The 15,136-nt window shown below is 65.2% G+C and carries 11 protein-coding genes; 8 read left to right on the plus strand and 3 right to left on the minus strand.

The window, feature by feature from the left end; translation table 11 throughout:
- Positions 1 to 41 precede the first annotated feature (41 nt).
- The 3 genes from aceF to lpdA are packed head-to-tail and all read left to right on the plus strand — an operon-like array spanning position 42 to position 4,107.
- On the plus strand, positions 42 to 1,703 hold the full coding sequence (gene aceF, locus ACTG4X_RS14780; RefSeq protein WP_440534162.1) for a dihydrolipoyllysine-residue acetyltransferase: 1,662 nt from the start codon (positions 42 to 44) through the stop codon (positions 1,701 to 1,703).
- Positions 1,700 to 2,293 carry an MFS transporter gene (locus ACTG4X_RS14785; protein ID WP_093052283.1) on the plus strand — a complete coding sequence of 198 codons (594 nt, stop codon included), beginning with the start codon at positions 1,700 to 1,702 and terminating at the stop codon, positions 2,291 to 2,293. The genes aceF and ACTG4X_RS14785 overlap by 4 nt, the downstream gene beginning before the upstream one ends.
- Positions 2,290 to 4,107, plus strand: a complete 1,818-nt coding sequence (gene lpdA / locus ACTG4X_RS14790; protein ID WP_440534163.1) for a dihydrolipoyl dehydrogenase — start codon at positions 2,290 to 2,292, stop codon at positions 4,105 to 4,107. The genes ACTG4X_RS14785 and lpdA overlap by 4 nt, the downstream gene beginning before the upstream one ends.
- Positions 4,108 to 4,192: 85 nt before the next feature.
- On the opposite strand, the gene ACTG4X_RS14795 is transcribed toward lpdA, so the two are convergent.
- Positions 4,193 to 4,768, minus strand: coding sequence for a C40 family peptidase (locus ACTG4X_RS14795; protein ID WP_093052277.1), 576 nt, complete (start codon positions 4,766 to 4,768; stop codon positions 4,193 to 4,195).
- Positions 4,769 to 5,009: 241 nt separating this feature from the next.
- Here ACTG4X_RS14795 and ACTG4X_RS14800 point away from each other — a divergent pair, with 241 nt between their 5' ends.
- Positions 5,010 to 6,140 (plus strand): PQQ-dependent sugar dehydrogenase, encoded by a 1,131-nt coding sequence (locus ACTG4X_RS14800; RefSeq protein WP_440534164.1) that lies wholly within the window; start codon positions 5,010 to 5,012, stop codon positions 6,138 to 6,140.
- Positions 6,141 to 6,152: 12 nt separating this feature from the next.
- On the opposite strand, the gene ACTG4X_RS14805 is transcribed toward ACTG4X_RS14800, so the two are convergent.
- Positions 6,153 to 6,950, minus strand: a complete 798-nt coding sequence (locus ACTG4X_RS14805; protein ID WP_440534165.1) for an alpha/beta hydrolase — start codon at positions 6,948 to 6,950, stop codon at positions 6,153 to 6,155.
- A gap of 10 nt (positions 6,951 to 6,960) precedes the next feature.
- Complete coding sequence (locus tag ACTG4X_RS14810; protein ID WP_440534166.1) at positions 6,961 to 8,583, minus strand: 4-hydroxyphenylacetate 3-hydroxylase family protein; 1,623 nt, start codon at positions 8,581 to 8,583, stop codon at positions 6,961 to 6,963.
- 105 nt (positions 8,584 to 8,688) lie between these two features.
- On the opposite strand from ACTG4X_RS14810, the gene ACTG4X_RS14815 reads away from it, so the two are divergent.
- From ACTG4X_RS14815 to ACTG4X_RS14830, 4 genes are all read left to right on the plus strand, one after another.
- Positions 8,689 to 9,360: a TetR/AcrR family transcriptional regulator gene (locus tag ACTG4X_RS14815; protein WP_440534167.1), complete on the plus strand. Its 672-nt coding sequence runs from the start codon at positions 8,689 to 8,691 to the stop codon at positions 9,358 to 9,360.
- A gap of 12 nt (positions 9,361 to 9,372) precedes the next feature.
- Positions 9,373 to 9,975 carry an isochorismatase family protein gene (locus ACTG4X_RS14820; RefSeq protein ID WP_093052261.1) on the plus strand — a complete coding sequence of 201 codons (603 nt, stop codon included), beginning with the start codon at positions 9,373 to 9,375 and terminating at the stop codon, positions 9,973 to 9,975.
- A 145-nt stretch (positions 9,976 to 10,120) separates the two neighbouring features.
- Positions 10,121 to 12,034 carry a propionate--CoA ligase gene (locus ACTG4X_RS14825; RefSeq protein ID WP_440534168.1) on the plus strand — a complete coding sequence of 638 codons (1,914 nt, stop codon included), beginning with the start codon at positions 10,121 to 10,123 and terminating at the stop codon, positions 12,032 to 12,034.
- Positions 12,035 to 12,213: 179 nt separating this feature from the next.
- Positions 12,214 to 15,090 (plus strand): 2-oxoglutarate dehydrogenase E1 component, encoded by a 2,877-nt coding sequence (locus tag ACTG4X_RS14830; protein WP_093052255.1) that lies wholly within the window; start codon positions 12,214 to 12,216, stop codon positions 15,088 to 15,090.
- The last annotated feature ends 46 nt before the right edge of the window (positions 15,091 to 15,136 follow it).

Consider the following 15,136-nt stretch of genomic DNA (forward strand, 5'->3'; position numbering starts at 1 on the left):
AACCAACGAACGAACGGCGCCTTACGGCGGGAGACAACGATATGGCAGCAGTGGAAGTGAAGGTGCCGGACATCGGCGATTTCGATGAAGTCGCGGTGATCGAGGTGCTCGTGAAGGTGGGCGACACGGTCAAGGCCGAACAGTCGCTCATCACGGTCGAATCGGACAAGGCGTCGATGGAAATCCCGTCGTCCACGGCCGGTGTGGTCAAGGAACTGAAGGTCGAAGTCGGCAGCAAGGTGAAAGAGGGCTCGGTGGTGCTCGTGCTCGAGGCCGAGGGAGCGGGTGCTGCTGCAGCGCCGGCCCCTGCGCCTGCAGCGGCTCCCGCAGCCGCCGCGCCGGCCGCTGCGGCGCCCGCGCCGCCTCCTGTTGCCGCTCCGGCAGCCTCGGGTCCGGTCGAGATCAAGGTGCCGGACATCGGCGATTTCAAGGACGTCGCCGTCATTGAAGTGCTCGTGAAGCCGGGCGACGCGATCAAGGTCGAACAGTCGCTGATCACGGTGGAGTCGGACAAGGCCTCGATGGAGATTCCGTCGTCGGCTGCCGGCGTGCTCAAGGAACTCAAGGTCAAGGTCGGCGACACGGTCAACATCGGTGACCTGATCGCCGTGCTTGAAGGTGCTGCGGGTGCTGCAGCCCCGGCGCCTGCACAGGCTGCAGCCGCCGCACCGGCAACCGCAACTGCCAGCGCGCCTGCACCGGCGGCCGCCGCATCGGCGCCTGCTGCAGCCGCCCCGGCCCATCAGCCGACGGTCGCGCCCAGCGCCAGCCTGCCGCACGCCTCGCCCTCGGTGCGCAAGTTCGCCCGCGAACTCGGCGTGCCGCTCGAAGAGGTCAAGGGCTCCGGTCCCAAGGGCCGCATCACGCAGGAAGACGTCCAGAGCTTCACCAAGGCCGTGATGAGTGGCCAGGCCAGCACCAAGGCCTCGGCGGCCAAGGCGCCGGCAGGTGGCGGCGCTGATGGCGCGGCGCTGGGCCTGATCCCATGGCCGAAGGTCGACTTCACCAAGTTCGGCGCGGTCGAGCGCAAGGACCTGTCGCGCATCAAGAAGCTCAGCGGCGCGAACCTGCACCGCAACTGGGTGATGATTCCGCACGTCACCAACAACGACGAAGCCGACATCACCGAGCTCGAAGCCTTCCGCGTTTCCACCAACAAGGAGAACGAGAAGTCGGGCGTCAAGGTCACGATGCTGGCCTTCGTGATCAAGGCGGTGGTTTCGGCGCTGAAGAAGTTCCCCGACTTCAACGCCAGCCTCGACGGCGACCAGCTGGTCTACAAGCAGTACTTCCACATCGGCTTTGCGGCCGACACGCCCAACGGGCTCGTGGTGCCGGTGCTGAAAGATGCCGACAAGAAGGGCATCCTGCAGATCAGCGCCGAGATGGGCGAACTCGCCAAGAAGGCGCGCGACGGCAAGCTCGGCTCGGCCGACATGCAAGGCGGCTGCTTCTCGATCAGCTCGCTCGGCGGCATCGGCGGCACGCACTTCACGCCCATCATCAACGCTCCTGAAGTGGCCATCCTCGGCCTCTCCAAGGGCCAGATGAAGCCGGTGTGGGACGGCAAGCAGTTCGTGCCGCGTCTCACGCTGCCGCTGTCGCTGTCGTACGACCACCGCGTGATCGACGGCGCCCTGGCTGCGCGTTTCAACGCCTACCTGGGCCAGGTGCTCGCGGACTACCGTCGAATCCTGCTATGACCACCGTAGTGGCCGTCCGCAAAGGCGGCCAGGTCACGATGGCAGCCGATTCTCTGGTGACCTTCGGCGACACGCGGCTTTCGCACCGCGCCGAAGCCAACCAGAAGATCTTCACCGTCGAGGACGCGGCGGGCACCAGCCTGTTCGCGATGGCCGGCGCCGCCGCGCACTTCCTGGTGCTGCAGCACGCGCTGGCCGCGCAGGAGCGCGAGAAACTGCTGTTCGGCAGCAAGCACGAGATCTTCCGCACCTTCACGATGCTGCATCCGGTGCTGAAGGACACGTTCTTCATGCAGACCAAGGAAGACGAGCACGAGCCCTACGAGTCGAGCCAGTTCACGATGCTGATGGCCAACCAGAGCGGCATCTACGGCATCTACAGCTACCGCGAGGTGTTCGAGTTCAAGGAGTTCTGGGCCATCGGCTCGGGACGCAGCTTCGCACTCGGCGCCATGCACGCGGCCTATGACATCAAGTCGCGCAGCTCGCGCGACGTGGCGGAGGCAGGCATTGCCGCCGCCTGCGAATTCGATCGCAATTCGGCCCCACCGGTCGACGTTCTCACACTCAAACTGAAAGTGTCCAAATGAGCGAACAACAAATCAAGGTGCCCGATATCGGCGACTTCGACGAAGTCGCGGTGATCGAGGTGCTGGTCAATGTCGGAGACACGGTCAAGGCCGAGCAGTCGCTGATCACGGTCGAATCGGACAAGGCCTCGATGGAGATTCCGTCGTCCGCTGCCGGCGTGGTGAAGGCGCTGGCCGTGAAGGTGGGCGACAAGGTCAAGGAAGGCTCGGTCGTGCTGACGCTGGAGGTGAGCGGCGCCGCGGCGTCCGCGCCCGCAGCGGCGGCGCCTGCGCCAGCGGCTGCAGTCCCGGCACCGAAGACGGCTGCGCCGGCTCCGGTATCGGCACCCGTGGCATCCACCTACGGCGGCAAGGTCGACGTCGAGTGCGACGTGATCGTGCTCGGCGCCGGCCCCGGGGGCTATTCGGCCGCTTTCCGCGCAGCCGACCTCGGCTTGAAGGTCGTGCTGATCGAGCGCTACGCCACTCTCGGCGGCGTGTGCCTGAACGTCGGTTGCATCCCGTCGAAGGCGCTGCTGCACGTGGCTTCCGTCATGGACGAGGTCAAGCACTTCGCCGATCTCGGTGTGAGCTTTGCCGCGCCCACGGTCGACCGCGCCAAGCTGCTCGGCCACAAGAACAAGGTGGTGGGCAAGCTCACCGGCGGCCTCACGGCCATGGCCAAGATGCGCAAGGTGACGGTGCTGCGCGGCGTCGGCAACTTCATCGACCCGTACCACATCGAGGTCGAGGAAACCTCCGGCACCAGCTGGGACACCACGGGCAGCAAGCAGACCGTCAAGTTCCGCAACGCGATCATTGCGGCCGGTTCGCAGTCGGTGAGCCTGCCCTTCATGCCGAAAGACCCGCGCGTGGTCGACTCGACCGGCGCGCTCGAGATGGGCACCGACCCCAAGCGCATGCTGGTGCTGGGCGGCGGCATCATCGGCCTCGAAATGGGCACGGTGTATTCCACGCTGGGCGCGCGCCTGGACGTGGTCGAAATGCTCGACGGCCTCATGCAGGGCGCCGACCGCGACCTCGTGAAGGTCTGGCAGAAGATGAACGCGCCGCGTTTCGACAACATCATGCTCAAGACCAAGACGGTCGGCGCCGAAGCCACGAAGGAGGGCATCAAGGTCACCTTCGAGGGCGAGCAGGCGCCGAAGGAGCCGCAGGTGTACGACCTGGTGCTGCAGGCCGTGGGCCGCAGCCCCAACGGCAAGAAGATCGGTGCCGAGAAGGCCGGCGTAGCCGTGAGCGACCGCGGCTTCATTCCGGTCGACATCCAGATGCGTACCAACGTGCCCCACATCTTCGCCATCGGCGACATCGTGGGCCAGCCCATGCTGGCGCACAAGGCGGTGCATGAGGCGCACGTGGCGGCTGAAGTCATTGCCGGCGAGCAGAAGGGCGACAAGGAGCTCTCCAGCGCCGCCTTCAACGCCCGAGTGATCCCGAGCGTGGCCTACACCGACCCCGAGGTGGCGTGGGTGGGCCTCACCGAAGACCAGGCGAAGGCCGAAGGCATCAAGGTCAAGAAGGGCCACTTCCCGTGGACTGCTTCGGGCCGCGCCATTGCCAACGGCCGTGACGAAGGCTTCACCAAGCTGCTGTTCGACGCCGAGACGCATCGCATCCTTGGCGGCGGCATCGTCGGCACGCATGCCGGCGACATGATCGGAGAGATCGCGCTGGCCATCGAGATGGGCGCGGACGAGATCGACATCGGCAAGACCATCCACCCGCATCCGACGCTGGGCGAAAGCATTGGCATGGCGGCGGAAGTGGCGCACGGTACCTGTACCGACCTGCCGCCTGCGAAGAAGAGCTGACAAGACAGAAGGGCGCTGCTGATCGAGCGCCCATGAAAAATCCCGCCGAGGCGGGATTTTTTTCGTTCTGAATTCGGGGGGAGGCTCAGTTGCCGGTATTGGCGACGGCCGCAGCCTTCACTTCATCCGTCGGGCCGCCGAGCACGCGGCGGGCGCCGTCGAAGCGGCGTTGCCAGTAGCTGCCGTTCATGTCTTCCACGCGAACCTGGGCGCCGGAGCGGGGCGAGTGGATGAACTTGCCTTCACCGACATAGATGCCGACATGGCTGAAGGCGCGGCGCATGGTGTTGAAGAACACGAGGTCGCCGGGCTTGAGCTGGCTGGCATCGATCTTCTCGGTGGCGGCGGCTTGCTCTTCGGCGCGGCGAGGGAGCATGTGGCCGACCGTCTGGTTGTACATGGCACGGACGAAGCCGCTGCAATCGAAACCCGATTCGGCGGTGTTGCCGCCGCGGCGATAGGGGACGCCCAAGAAACCGATGGCGGTCACCACCAGGTCGGAGGTGCGCTCCGTGACGGTTTGGCGAACCTGCTTGAGCTGTCCGATGATGCCTTTGTCGGCGAGCATTCGTGCCAACTCGTCATCGGTTTTTTCCTGTTGGGGGGCCGCATGAACAGCGACGGCAAATAGGAGGGACGCGGGTAGGACGAAAAAACGCATGGCGCGTAGGATATTGATGACGCGCGGTTATGTCAATTTAATCAGAATTAGCGAATGCACTTGTAAGTCATTGATTTACATGAAAAATTTTGATCCGACCGAAGAAAAAATGTAACGGTGAACGTTTATTGCCCATAAGTGGTTGACCGCGAATGGGCCCTCGGACTTCGGGTGAACAGGCGGTTAGGCTGGATTCGGTCGCTATTTCTCGCCAAGATCGCCGCAACTACCCGGAAAAGTCATGAACTTGCAGATTCAGCCGTCCTTTTCTCTTGTCTGCCGCTTTGCGGCGGTTGCCGCGCTGGGTTTTTGTGTCAATGCGATGGCGCAGATGCGCCCCGAAACGGTGGCTACGGGCCTGGAAAACCCTTGGGGCGTCGCCTTTCTGTCGGGCGGTCGATTCGTGGTGACGGAGCGGCCGGGCCGTCTGCGACTGATCGGTGCCGACGGGAAAATCGGCGCACCCATCGCAGGTTTGCCTCCTATCGCGGCGGGCGGCCAGGGCGGTTTGCTCGACGTGCTGGCCGACTCGGGCTTCGAGAAAAACCGCACGCTGTACTTCTGCTTCTCCGAACCCGACGCGGGCGGCTCAACTAACAGCACGGCGCTGGCCCGCGCCAATCTGTCGGCCGACGGCACGAAGCTCGAAGACCTGAAGATCATCTTCAGCCAGCAGCCCAAGGTGGCGAGCCGCAATCACTTCGGCTGCCGCATCGTCGAGGCGCGCGACGGCACTCTGTTCCTCACGCTCGGCGACCGTTTCAGCCGCAAGGAAGATGCGCAGAAGCTCGACAACCACCTTGGCAAGATCGTGCGCATCGGCAAGGACGGCGCGGTGCCCAAGGACAACCCCTTCGTCGGCAAGGCGGGTGCATTGCCAGAGATCTGGAGCTACGGCCACCGCAACGGGCAGGGCGCCACGCTCGCGCCCGATGGCCGCCTCTGGATGACCGAGCACGGCCCGCAAGGCGGCGACGAAATCAATATCCCGCAGGCCGGCCGCAACTACGGCTGGCCCGTGATCACCTACGGCGAGAACTACGGCGGCGGCAAGATCGGCGACGGCATCACCGCCAAAGACGGCATGGAGCAGCCGCTGCACTACTGGGTGCCGTCGATCGCACCGTCCGGCATGGCGTTTCTGACCAGTGACCGCTATGGCGCGGGCTGGAAGGGCAATCTGTTCGTGGGTTCGCTCAAGTTCGGCTACCTCGACCGCATCGAATTGAAGGGCGGCAAGGTAGTGGCCGAGCACAAGCTGCTGGCCGAGGGCCGTGCCCGCATTCGCGACGTGAAGCAGGGGCCCGACGGATTGCTCTACGTGCTGACCGACGAGGCGGATGGCAAGCTGCTGCGCCTGCGGCCGAATTGAAGCGCGGCGCGTTCAGCCGGGGCAGCCCGGCAGCGGCAAGGTCGGCAGCATGCGGCGCCAGAGGCGAGTCCATTCGGGCCAGTCGTGGCCGCCCTCGGTCGTGAATGCGCGTTCGGCCGGCAGCACTTCCGCAAGCAAGCGGTTGCTGAAGGCAAAGCGGTCGTCGACGCCATAGCCGAGATAGAGCGGCGGCCGGGCGCCCGCCGTGTTCGTGAATCCCGTATAGCCGCGCAGCCATTGCCAGAGCTGTGTTTCGTTGGGCGTGCGTGGAGGGCTCTCGGCCGGATCGACAAGCGGTCCGTTCCACTTGGCAAGGCCGCCGGCATTGGCGATATCGGTGCCAAGCGTGCGCTCGCCGAGGTAGGGCGCGAGCGTCACCAGCCCCGCAAGCTCGCCCGGGCGCGTCTGCGCATAGAGCATTCCGCCGAAGCCGCCGAGGGAAATTCCGACGAACCAGATGTGCTTGTAGCCTTGGTTGCGCGCCGGCGCCATCACGTCGGCGCTCAAGCGATCGAGGATGGTCTTGTTGTTGTAGTAGCCGAGATGCGCGTCGACCAGCATCACGTCCGCCGCGATGCGGTTGTCGCGGACGGCGCGGACGAAGCCTTCGCGCTCGAACTCGTCAGGCGTCGAGTACGCGCCGGGAAGCATCACCAGCAGCGTGTCGACATCGCTGCGCGAGCAGCTGCTTTTTTCGAGCGAGGTCGCCATCGGCACCGTGGCCTTGCGCACGCCGCCGCAGGCCACGACGAGCAGCGCGGCACCCACGCCCAGCGCTGCGAGGCACAGCCGCTTCGAGAAGATCTTCATCCGCCTGAGTCTAGGCGCGCCGCGATGCCGGCAGATCGACCATCACGGGTTGCCCGGGCGTGGTGCAGCCGGTGTCGCAGCATTTGCCGGGCTGGCGGTTGCGGGTGATGGCACGGCCCGGGTCGTGCGGCGCGGCGGCGGGCGAGCCGTCGGCCGCGATGCCGCGTTCGAGGATGCGTTCGACCAGTTCGACCTTGGAGCCGACAGGGTAGTTGCGCCAGATTTCCTGCTTCATCGCTGCGGGCGAACCGCCGCCGTGCAGGCTGATCACGCTGTACCAGCCGCCCTGGTAGCCAGCCGTCAGGTCTTCGATGAAGCGGGCCGTTTCGATGCGCTGTTCGTAGGGAATGGCCGGGTTGGCCCGCAGCACGTCCGAAAGGCGGGCGGCGGTCTCGGGGTTGTGGTCTTCGTCGGGGCCGGGGAGGGTGACGATCAGGCCGCCGCTCACGTAGTGTGCGATGCGGTGCATGTCGTAGATCTTCGTGGCCAGCAGCAGCTTGCCGATGTTGCTGAATACCGGGTCGGGCATGAAGACTTCGCAGTGCTCGTCGGCCTTGCCGTAGACGCTGGCCGCCACGCCGCAGGCGAAGAAACTCTCGGTGATGGTGATGAGCTCGACCATCTGCTCGCGCAGGTGGCTTTCCTTGCCCGGGTCGAAGCCGTTGGCCTCGCACATCAGTGCGCCGGCGCCGATCAGCAGGTCGCCGAAGCCGGCGCGGGCGCCGATGCAGCTGTGGCGGTGGTGCGTGGCGTAGCTGTAGGTCAGGTGGCCGGAGTGCTCCCATTCGCCGGCGTAGAACACGCGCTCCCACGGCACGAAGACCCTGTCGAACATGCACACGCCGGTGCTCTGACCGTACTTGCGGCTGAAAAGCGCATCGCCGTGCTCGAGCTTTTCACCGGGCCGGCCGGCTGGCCGGGCGACGATGGTGAGGCCGGGCGCGTCCAGCGGCACGGCGCAGCAGGCGGCGAAATCGGCATCCTCCCTGCCCATGTTGCGGCAGGGCATGACCAACAGTTCGTGCACATAGGGCGCGCCAGTCACGATGGCCTTGGTGCCCGAGATGACGATGCCGCGTGCGTTGCGCTCCACCACGTGCAGGTAGCTGTCGACGTTGGCCTGCTCGTGCGGCCGGCGGCTGCGGTCGCCCTTGGCGTCGGTCATGGCAACGCCCAGCGTCAGGTCCTGGTCCTGCACGCGGTGCAGGTAGTCGTGGAAGCGGGCGGTGTGCTCGGTGCTGCCGCGGGCGTCGTCGATGCGGGCCGACACCTGGGCGATGGCGTTGAGCGCATCGTGCGTCAGGTAGCGCTGGGCGCAGCCTGTTTCCTGGCAGACCAGCCGCACGGCTTCGAGCTTGTTGAGCAGGTCGCCAGCGCCCGTGTTGATGTGGGACAGCCGGTTGACTCGCTTGCCGCTGGTGTGCTGCACGGCGGTCATCAGTGGCTCGTATTCCTTCTTCAGGGCGTAGTCGTAGGTGAGGGCGATGGCATTGATGCCGGGCTGGAACGCCGGTTCGTCGGCCACGCTGTCGACGCGGCGGCCATCGACGAAGACGTTGGGGCTGTAGCGGCGCAGCGACTCGCGGTAGTCGGTGCCGGACATGAGGGTGGCGCTGGGGAGCGGGGCGTTCATCGTGCTTGTCTCCTGGTTTTGGCCTAAATTTAAACACCGTTCAATTTTTCAATCAACGATTAAAAAAATGGAGCGGCGATCAATCCAGGGGCTATAGTCCCGCCCATGCACGCCAAGCTCCAACGCCGCCAGGCGCTCACCGACGCCCGCCGTACGCTCGTGCTCGACGCCGCTCGCGCGGTCTTCCTGGAGGCCGGCATCGAAGGCGCGAGCATTCGCGAAATTGCCCGCAAGGCCGGCTACACGCCGGGCGCGATCTATTCGTACTTCGAGAGCAAGGAGGCGATCTACGCGGCCTTGCTCGGCGAGTCGATCCAGCGCTTGCAGGCGGCGGTGGCCGATGCCCCCGTGGCGCCGGACAGCCCCGACCAGACGCTCGCCGCCAAGGCCCAGGCGTGGTTCGATTTCTATGCCGCGAACCCGCGCGAACTCGACCTGGGCTTCTATCTGGTGCAGGGCATGCGCCCGCGCGGCCTGACCAGCGAGCTAGACCACGAACTGAACGACCACCTCTACCAGGCCTTGCGCCCGTGCGAAGAAGCGCTGCAGGCGATGGGGCTCGATGCGGACAACGCCCTGCGGGAAAATACTTCGCTGTTCGCGCACGGCGTCGGCCTGCTGCTGATGCAGCACACCGGGCGCATCCGCATGTTCAGGCAGTCGGCCGATGCGCTGTTCAAAGCCTACGTGGCGCAACTCGTGCAACGCGTCGATGGCGGCCCGCGCCAAGCCGGTCTTTTCGGTGGTACGGTTCAGCCCAATTCAACCGATACCTGAAAGAAACTGTTCATGCTGCTCGACGCCTCGCAATCCCAACTCGTTCTGGTCGACTACCAGGCGCGGCTGATGCCGGCGATCTTCGAGGGGGAGGCGGTCGCGCAGAACGCAGTGCGGCTCGGCAAGATGGCGCGGCTGTTCCAGGTGCCGGTGTTCGGCACCGAGCACAACCCCTCCAGCCTGGGCGAAAACCTGCCCGACATTCGCGCGCTGTGCCAGCGCACTCTGTCGAAGATGCACTTCAGCGGCGTGGAAGAGGGCCTGGGCGAGTGGCTGCGCGTGCCGGCCAAGGCGCCGCAGGGCAACGCACGCAGCCTGCCCAAGCATCTGCAGAAGCCCGCTGCCGCGGCCGAGGAGCGCAACAGCATCGTGATCGCCGGCTGCGAAGCCCATGTCTGCCTGCTGCAGACCGCGCTCGACCTGCTGGAAGACGAATTCGAAGTCTGGGTCGTTACTGATGCCTGCAGTTCGCGCACCGAGCGCAACCGTGACGCCGCCTTCGACCGGCTGGCCGGCGCCGGCGCCGAGCTCGTGACGACCGAGATGGTCGGCTTCGAGTGGCTGCGCACGGCGGAGCACCCCGCATTTCCTGAATTGCTTTCTCTCGTCCGGTAATCGGACCGCAGGCCCTGCAGCCTGCGCGGCAGGGCTCGGCCGGATTGTTCCGGCCGTCAGCTTGCTGCAAGATCGGTCTCCATAATTATGAATTCAGTTTTGGCGCTGCCGCCGGAACAGAACGAATAACAGGAGACAAATCAAGATGAGCCGCTACGAAGAGTTCTATCGCCAATCCGTCAATGCGCCCGAGGCCTTCTGGGCCGAGCAGGCGAAGCTGATCGACTGGCAGGCGCCCGCGCAACAGATCCTCGACGCCAGCCAGCCGCCGTTCGCGCGCTGGTTCGTGGGCGGCACGACCAATCTTTGCCACAACGCCATCGACCGTCATCTGGCGGCACGAGGCGACCAGCCCGCGCTGATCTTCGTTTCCACCGAAACCGGCGTCGAGAAGAGCTACAGCTTCACTGAGCTGCACGCCGAGGTGCAGCGCACTGCCGCCAGCCTTGTCGAGCTGGGTGTGGGCAAGGGCGACCGCGTGCTCATCTACATGCCGATGATTCCGGAAGCCGCCTTTGCCATGCTGGCCTGCGCGCGCATCGGCGCGATCCACTGCGTGGTGTTCGGCGGCTTCGCGAGTGGCTCGCTGGCCACGCGCATCGAAGACGCCGAGCCCAAGGTGATCGTGAGCGCCGATGCCGGCTCGCGCGGCGGCAAGGTCATCGCATACAAGCCGCTGCTCGACGAGGCGATCCGGCTGTCGAAGCACAAGCCTGCGGCGGTGCTGCTGACCGACCGCGGTCTCGCGCCGATGAAACTGACGGCGGGTTGTGACCATCTCGCCGCCGAACTGCGGCAGAAGCACATCGATGCCAAGGTGCCTTGCACGTGGCTCGCCTCGACCGACATCAGCTACACCATCTACACGAGCGGCACGACCGGCAAGCCCAAGGGCGTGCAGCGCGACGTGGGCGGCTATGCGGTCGCGCTGGCTGCGAGCATGAAGCACATCTTCGATGGCCGGCCCGGGGAAACCTACTTCTCCACCAGCGACATCGGCTGGGTGGTGGGCCATAGCTACATCGTCTACGGCCCGCTGATCGCCGGTATGGCGACGATCATGTACGAGGGCCTGCCCACGCAGGGCATCGACCGGCAGCCCGATGGCGGCATCTGGTGGCGCCTTGTCGAGAAGTACAAGGTCACGGTGATGTTCAGCGCGCCCACGGCCGTGCGCGTGCTCAAGAAGCAGGATCCGGCACTGCTGAAAAAATACGACCTGTCGACACTGCGCGCGCTGTTCCTGGCCGGCGAGCCGCTCGACGAGCCGACCGCCCGCTGGATCAGCGAAGGCCTGGGCGTGCCGATCATCGACAACTACTGGCAGACCGAATCGGGCTGGCCGATGATCACGATCGCCAACGGGGTGGAGGCCAAGGCCAGCAAGTTCGGCAGCCCGGGCGTGCCGATGTACGGCTACAGCATCAAGATCCTGCACGAGTCGACGGGCGAAGAGCTGACCGGCGCGAACGAGAAGGGCGTGGTCGTGGTCGAGGGGCCGACCCCGCCGGGCTTCATGCAGACCGTGTGGAAGGACGATGTGCGCTTCGTCAATACGTACTGGAAAAGCGTGCCCGGCAAGATGGTTTATTCGACCTTCGACTGGGGCATTCGCGACGAGGATGGCTATTTCTACATTCTTGGCCGCACCGACGACGTGATCAACGTGGCGGGCCATCGCCTTGGCACGCGCGAGATCGAGGAAAGCATTTCGGGCCATTCCAACGTGGCCGAAGTGGCGGTGGTCGGCGTGGCCGATGCCCTGAAGGGGCAGGTCGCGATGGCCTTCGTGGTCCCCAGGGACGGCAAGGCCGTGATTGACGCCGACGTGGCACTCAAGCTCGAAGGCGAGATCATGAAAGTAGTCGCCGACCAGCTCGGCGCCCTGGCGCGGCCGGCCCGCGTGCGCTTCGTCAGCGGCCTGCCCAAGACCCGCAGCGGCAAGTTGCTGCGCCGCGCCATCCAGGCCGTGTGCGAGCAGCGCGACCCCGGCGACCTGACCACCATCGACGACCCCGCCACGCTGCAGCAGATCAAACAGTTACTTTCTTCGGGCTGAGTGAGCAGGGCAGGGGGTTGCGAAGCCCCGTCGAACCGTCATATGGTTGACGTGGCACAATGCCAAGGTACTCAGGCCCTTCCCCAGCCACAGTCGCATCCGCCAATCGGTTCAGCCGTGTCGCGGAAGGTTTCTTAACCAGCTAGTGCTTCCTTCAGGGAAGCGAAGGTCAGCGGATCATGAGCGATTCATCGACGCCATCGGCGTATACCGCCTATCAAGGCAACACGTACCTCTTCGGCGGCAATGCGCCCTATGTCGAGGAGATGTACGAGAACTACCTCTCCAACCCCGGCAGCGTGCCTGACAACTGGCGTTCGTATTTCGACGCGTTGCAGAACGTTCCCGCCGCCGACGGCACCAACACCCGCGATGTCCCGCACCTGCCGGTCATCAACGCTTTCGCCGAACGCGCGAAGCAGGGCACGACCAAGGTCGTGCAGGCCAGCGGCGCCGATTCCGAACTCGGCCGCAAGCGCACTTCCGTCCAGCAACTGATTGCCGCCTACCGCAACGTCGGCGCCCGCTGGGCCGACCTCGACCCGCTCAAGCGCGCCGAGCGTCCCGCCATTCCGGAACTCGAGCCCTCGTTCTACGGCTTCACCGACGCCGACCTCGAGACGGTGTTCAACACCAGCAACACCTTCTTCGGCAAGGAGACCATGTCGCTGCGCGACCTGCTCAACGCCTTGCGCGAAACGTACTGCGGCACGATGGGCGCCGAGTACATGTACACCACCGACCAGAACCACAAGCGCTGGTGGCAGCAGCGGCTCGAAAGCGCCCGCACCAACCCCAAGCTGAGCGCCGAGCAGAAGAAGCATGTGCTCAACCGCCTGACCGCGGCAGAAGGCCTCGAGCGCTTCCTGCACACCAAGTACGTCGGCCAGAAGCGCTTCTCGCTCGAAGGCGGCGAGAGCTTCATCGTCGCCATGGACGAGCTGATCAACCAGGCCGGCGTCAAGGGCGTGCAGGAAATCGTGATCGGCATGGCCCACCGCGGCCGCCTGAACGTGCTGGTCAACTCGCTCGGCAAGATGCCGGCCGACCTGTTCGCCGAGTTCGACCACACCGCCCCCGAAGACCTGCCCAGCGGCGACGTCAAGTACCACCAGGGCTTCAGCTCGGACGTGACCACCCCCGGCGGCCCGGTGCACCTGAGCCTCGCGTTCAACCCCTCGCACCTTGAAATCGTGAACCCCGTGGTCGAAGGCTCGGTGCGCGCCCGCATGGACCGCCGCGGCGACCCGCTGGGCAAGCAGGTGCTGCCCGTGATCGTGCACGGCGACGCCGCCTTCGCAGGCCAGGGCGTCGTGATGGAAACGCTGGCGCTGGCCGAAACCCGTGGCTACTCCACCGGCGGCACGGTGCACATCGTCATCAACAACCAGATCGGCTTCACCACCAGCGACCCGCGCGACAGCCGCTCGACGCTGTACTGCTCGGACATCGTCAAGATGATCGAAGCGCCGGTGCTGCACGTGAACGGCGACGATCCCGAAGCCGTGGTGCTCGCCACCCAGATCGCGCTCGACTTCCGCATGGAGTTCCAGAAGGACGTGGTCGTCGACATCATCTGCTTCCGCAAGCTGGGCCACAACGAGCAGGACACGCCTTCGCTCACGCAGCCGCTGATGTACAAGAAGATCGCCCAGCACCCCGGCACGCGCAAGCTGTACGCCGACAAGCTGGCCGCTCAAGGCCTGGGCGACACGCTCGGCGACGACATGGTCAAGGCGCAGCGCGCCGCCTTCGACGAAGGCAAGAACACCGTCGACCCCGTGCTCACCAACTTCAAGAGCAAGTACGCCGTCGACTGGAGCCCGTACCTCAACAAGAAGTGGACCGACGCCGGCGACACCGCCATCCCGTCCACCGAATGGAAGCGCCTGGCCGAGAAGATCACCACCGTGCCGCAAGGCTTCACGGTGCATCCGCTCGTGAAGAAGGTGCTGGACGACCGCGCAGCCATGGGCCGCGGCGACGTCAACGTCGACTGGGGCATGGGCGAGCACATGGCCTTCGCCTCGCTGGTGGCCAGCGGCTACCCGGTGCGCCTGTCGGGTGAAGACTCGGGCCGCGGCACGTTCACGCACCGCCACGCCGTGCTGCACGACCAGAACCGCGAGAAGTTCGACACCGGCACCTACACGCCGCTGCAGAACGTGGCCGACAACCAGGCTCCGTTCGTCGTGATCGACTCGATCCTGTCGGAAGAAGCCGTGCTCGCGTTCGAATACGGCTACGCCTCGAACGACCCGAACACGCTCGTCATCTGGGAAGCCCAGTTCGGCGACTTCGTGAACGGCGCGCAAGTGGTGATCGACCAGTTCATCGCTTCGGGCGAAGTGAAGTGGGGCCGCGTCAACGGCATCACGATGATGCTGCCGCACGGCTACGAAGGCCAGGGCCCCGAGCACAGCTCGGCACGCCTGGAGCGTTTCATGCAGCTGAGCGCCGACACCAACATGCAGGTGGTGCAGCCGACCACGGCCAGCCAGATCTTCCACGTGCTGCGCCGCCAGATGGTGCGCAACCTGCGCAAGCCGCTGATCATCATGACGCCGAAGTCGCTGCTGCGTAACAAGGACGCGACCTCGCCGCTGTCCGAGTTCACCAAGGGCAGCTTCCAGACCGTCATTCCCGACAGCAAGGGCCTGAAGGCCGAGAAGGTCAAGCGCCTGATCGCCTGCTCGGGCAAGGTGTACTACGACCTGGCCAAGAAGCGCGAAGAACGTGGCGACGAAGACGTGGCGATCATCCGCGTCGAGCAGCTCTATCCGTTCCCGCACAAGGCTTTCGCCGCCGAGATCAAGAAGTACCCCAACCTCGTCGACGTGGTCTGGTGTCAGGACGAGCCGCAGAACCAGGGCGCCTGGTTCTTCGTGCAGCACTACATCCACGAAAACATGCAGGACGGCCAGAAGCTCGGCTACTCCGGCCGTGCCGCTTCGGCATCGCCGGCGGTGGGCTACTCGCACCTGCACCAGGAACAGCAGAAGGCGCTCGTCGATGGCGCGTTTGGCAAGCTCAAGGGCTTCGTGCTGACCAAGTAAAACCAGTTTCTTTTCACACGAATACCCTGAAGAACAAAACGGAGCT

The organism is Variovorax sp. YR566, assembly GCF_051992195.1.
In the GTDB taxonomy this organism is placed as follows: Bacteria; Pseudomonadota; Gammaproteobacteria; order Burkholderiales; family Burkholderiaceae_C; genus Variovorax.

What these genes read in the sequence shown, in the direction of transcription:
- aceF (WP_440534162.1), top strand. Translation starts at nt 42, where the DNA reads ATGGCAGCAGTGGAAGTGAAGGTGCCGGACATCGGCGATTTCGATGAA.
- ACTG4X_RS14785 (WP_093052283.1), top strand. Translation starts at nt 1,700, where the DNA reads ATGACCACCGTAGTGGCCGTCCGCAAAGGCGGCCAGGTCACGATGGCA.
- lpdA (WP_440534163.1), top strand. Translation starts at nt 2,290, where the DNA reads ATGAGCGAACAACAAATCAAGGTGCCCGATATCGGCGACTTCGACGAA.
- ACTG4X_RS14795 (WP_093052277.1), bottom strand. Translation starts at nt 4,768, where the DNA reads ATGCGTTTTTTCGTCCTACCCGCGTCCCTCCTATTTGCCGTCGCTGTT.
- ACTG4X_RS14800 (WP_440534164.1), top strand. Translation starts at nt 5,010, where the DNA reads ATGAACTTGCAGATTCAGCCGTCCTTTTCTCTTGTCTGCCGCTTTGCG.
- ACTG4X_RS14805 (WP_440534165.1), bottom strand. Translation starts at nt 6,950, where the DNA reads ATGAAGATCTTCTCGAAGCGGCTGTGCCTCGCAGCGCTGGGCGTGGGT.
- ACTG4X_RS14810 (WP_440534166.1), bottom strand. Translation starts at nt 8,583, where the DNA reads ATGAACGCCCCGCTCCCCAGCGCCACCCTCATGTCCGGCACCGACTAC.
- ACTG4X_RS14815 (WP_440534167.1), top strand. Translation starts at nt 8,689, where the DNA reads ATGCACGCCAAGCTCCAACGCCGCCAGGCGCTCACCGACGCCCGCCGT.
- ACTG4X_RS14820 (WP_093052261.1), top strand. Translation starts at nt 9,373, where the DNA reads ATGCTGCTCGACGCCTCGCAATCCCAACTCGTTCTGGTCGACTACCAG.
- ACTG4X_RS14825 (WP_440534168.1), top strand. Translation starts at nt 10,121, where the DNA reads ATGAGCCGCTACGAAGAGTTCTATCGCCAATCCGTCAATGCGCCCGAG.
- ACTG4X_RS14830 (WP_093052255.1), top strand. Translation starts at nt 12,214, where the DNA reads ATGAGCGATTCATCGACGCCATCGGCGTATACCGCCTATCAAGGCAAC.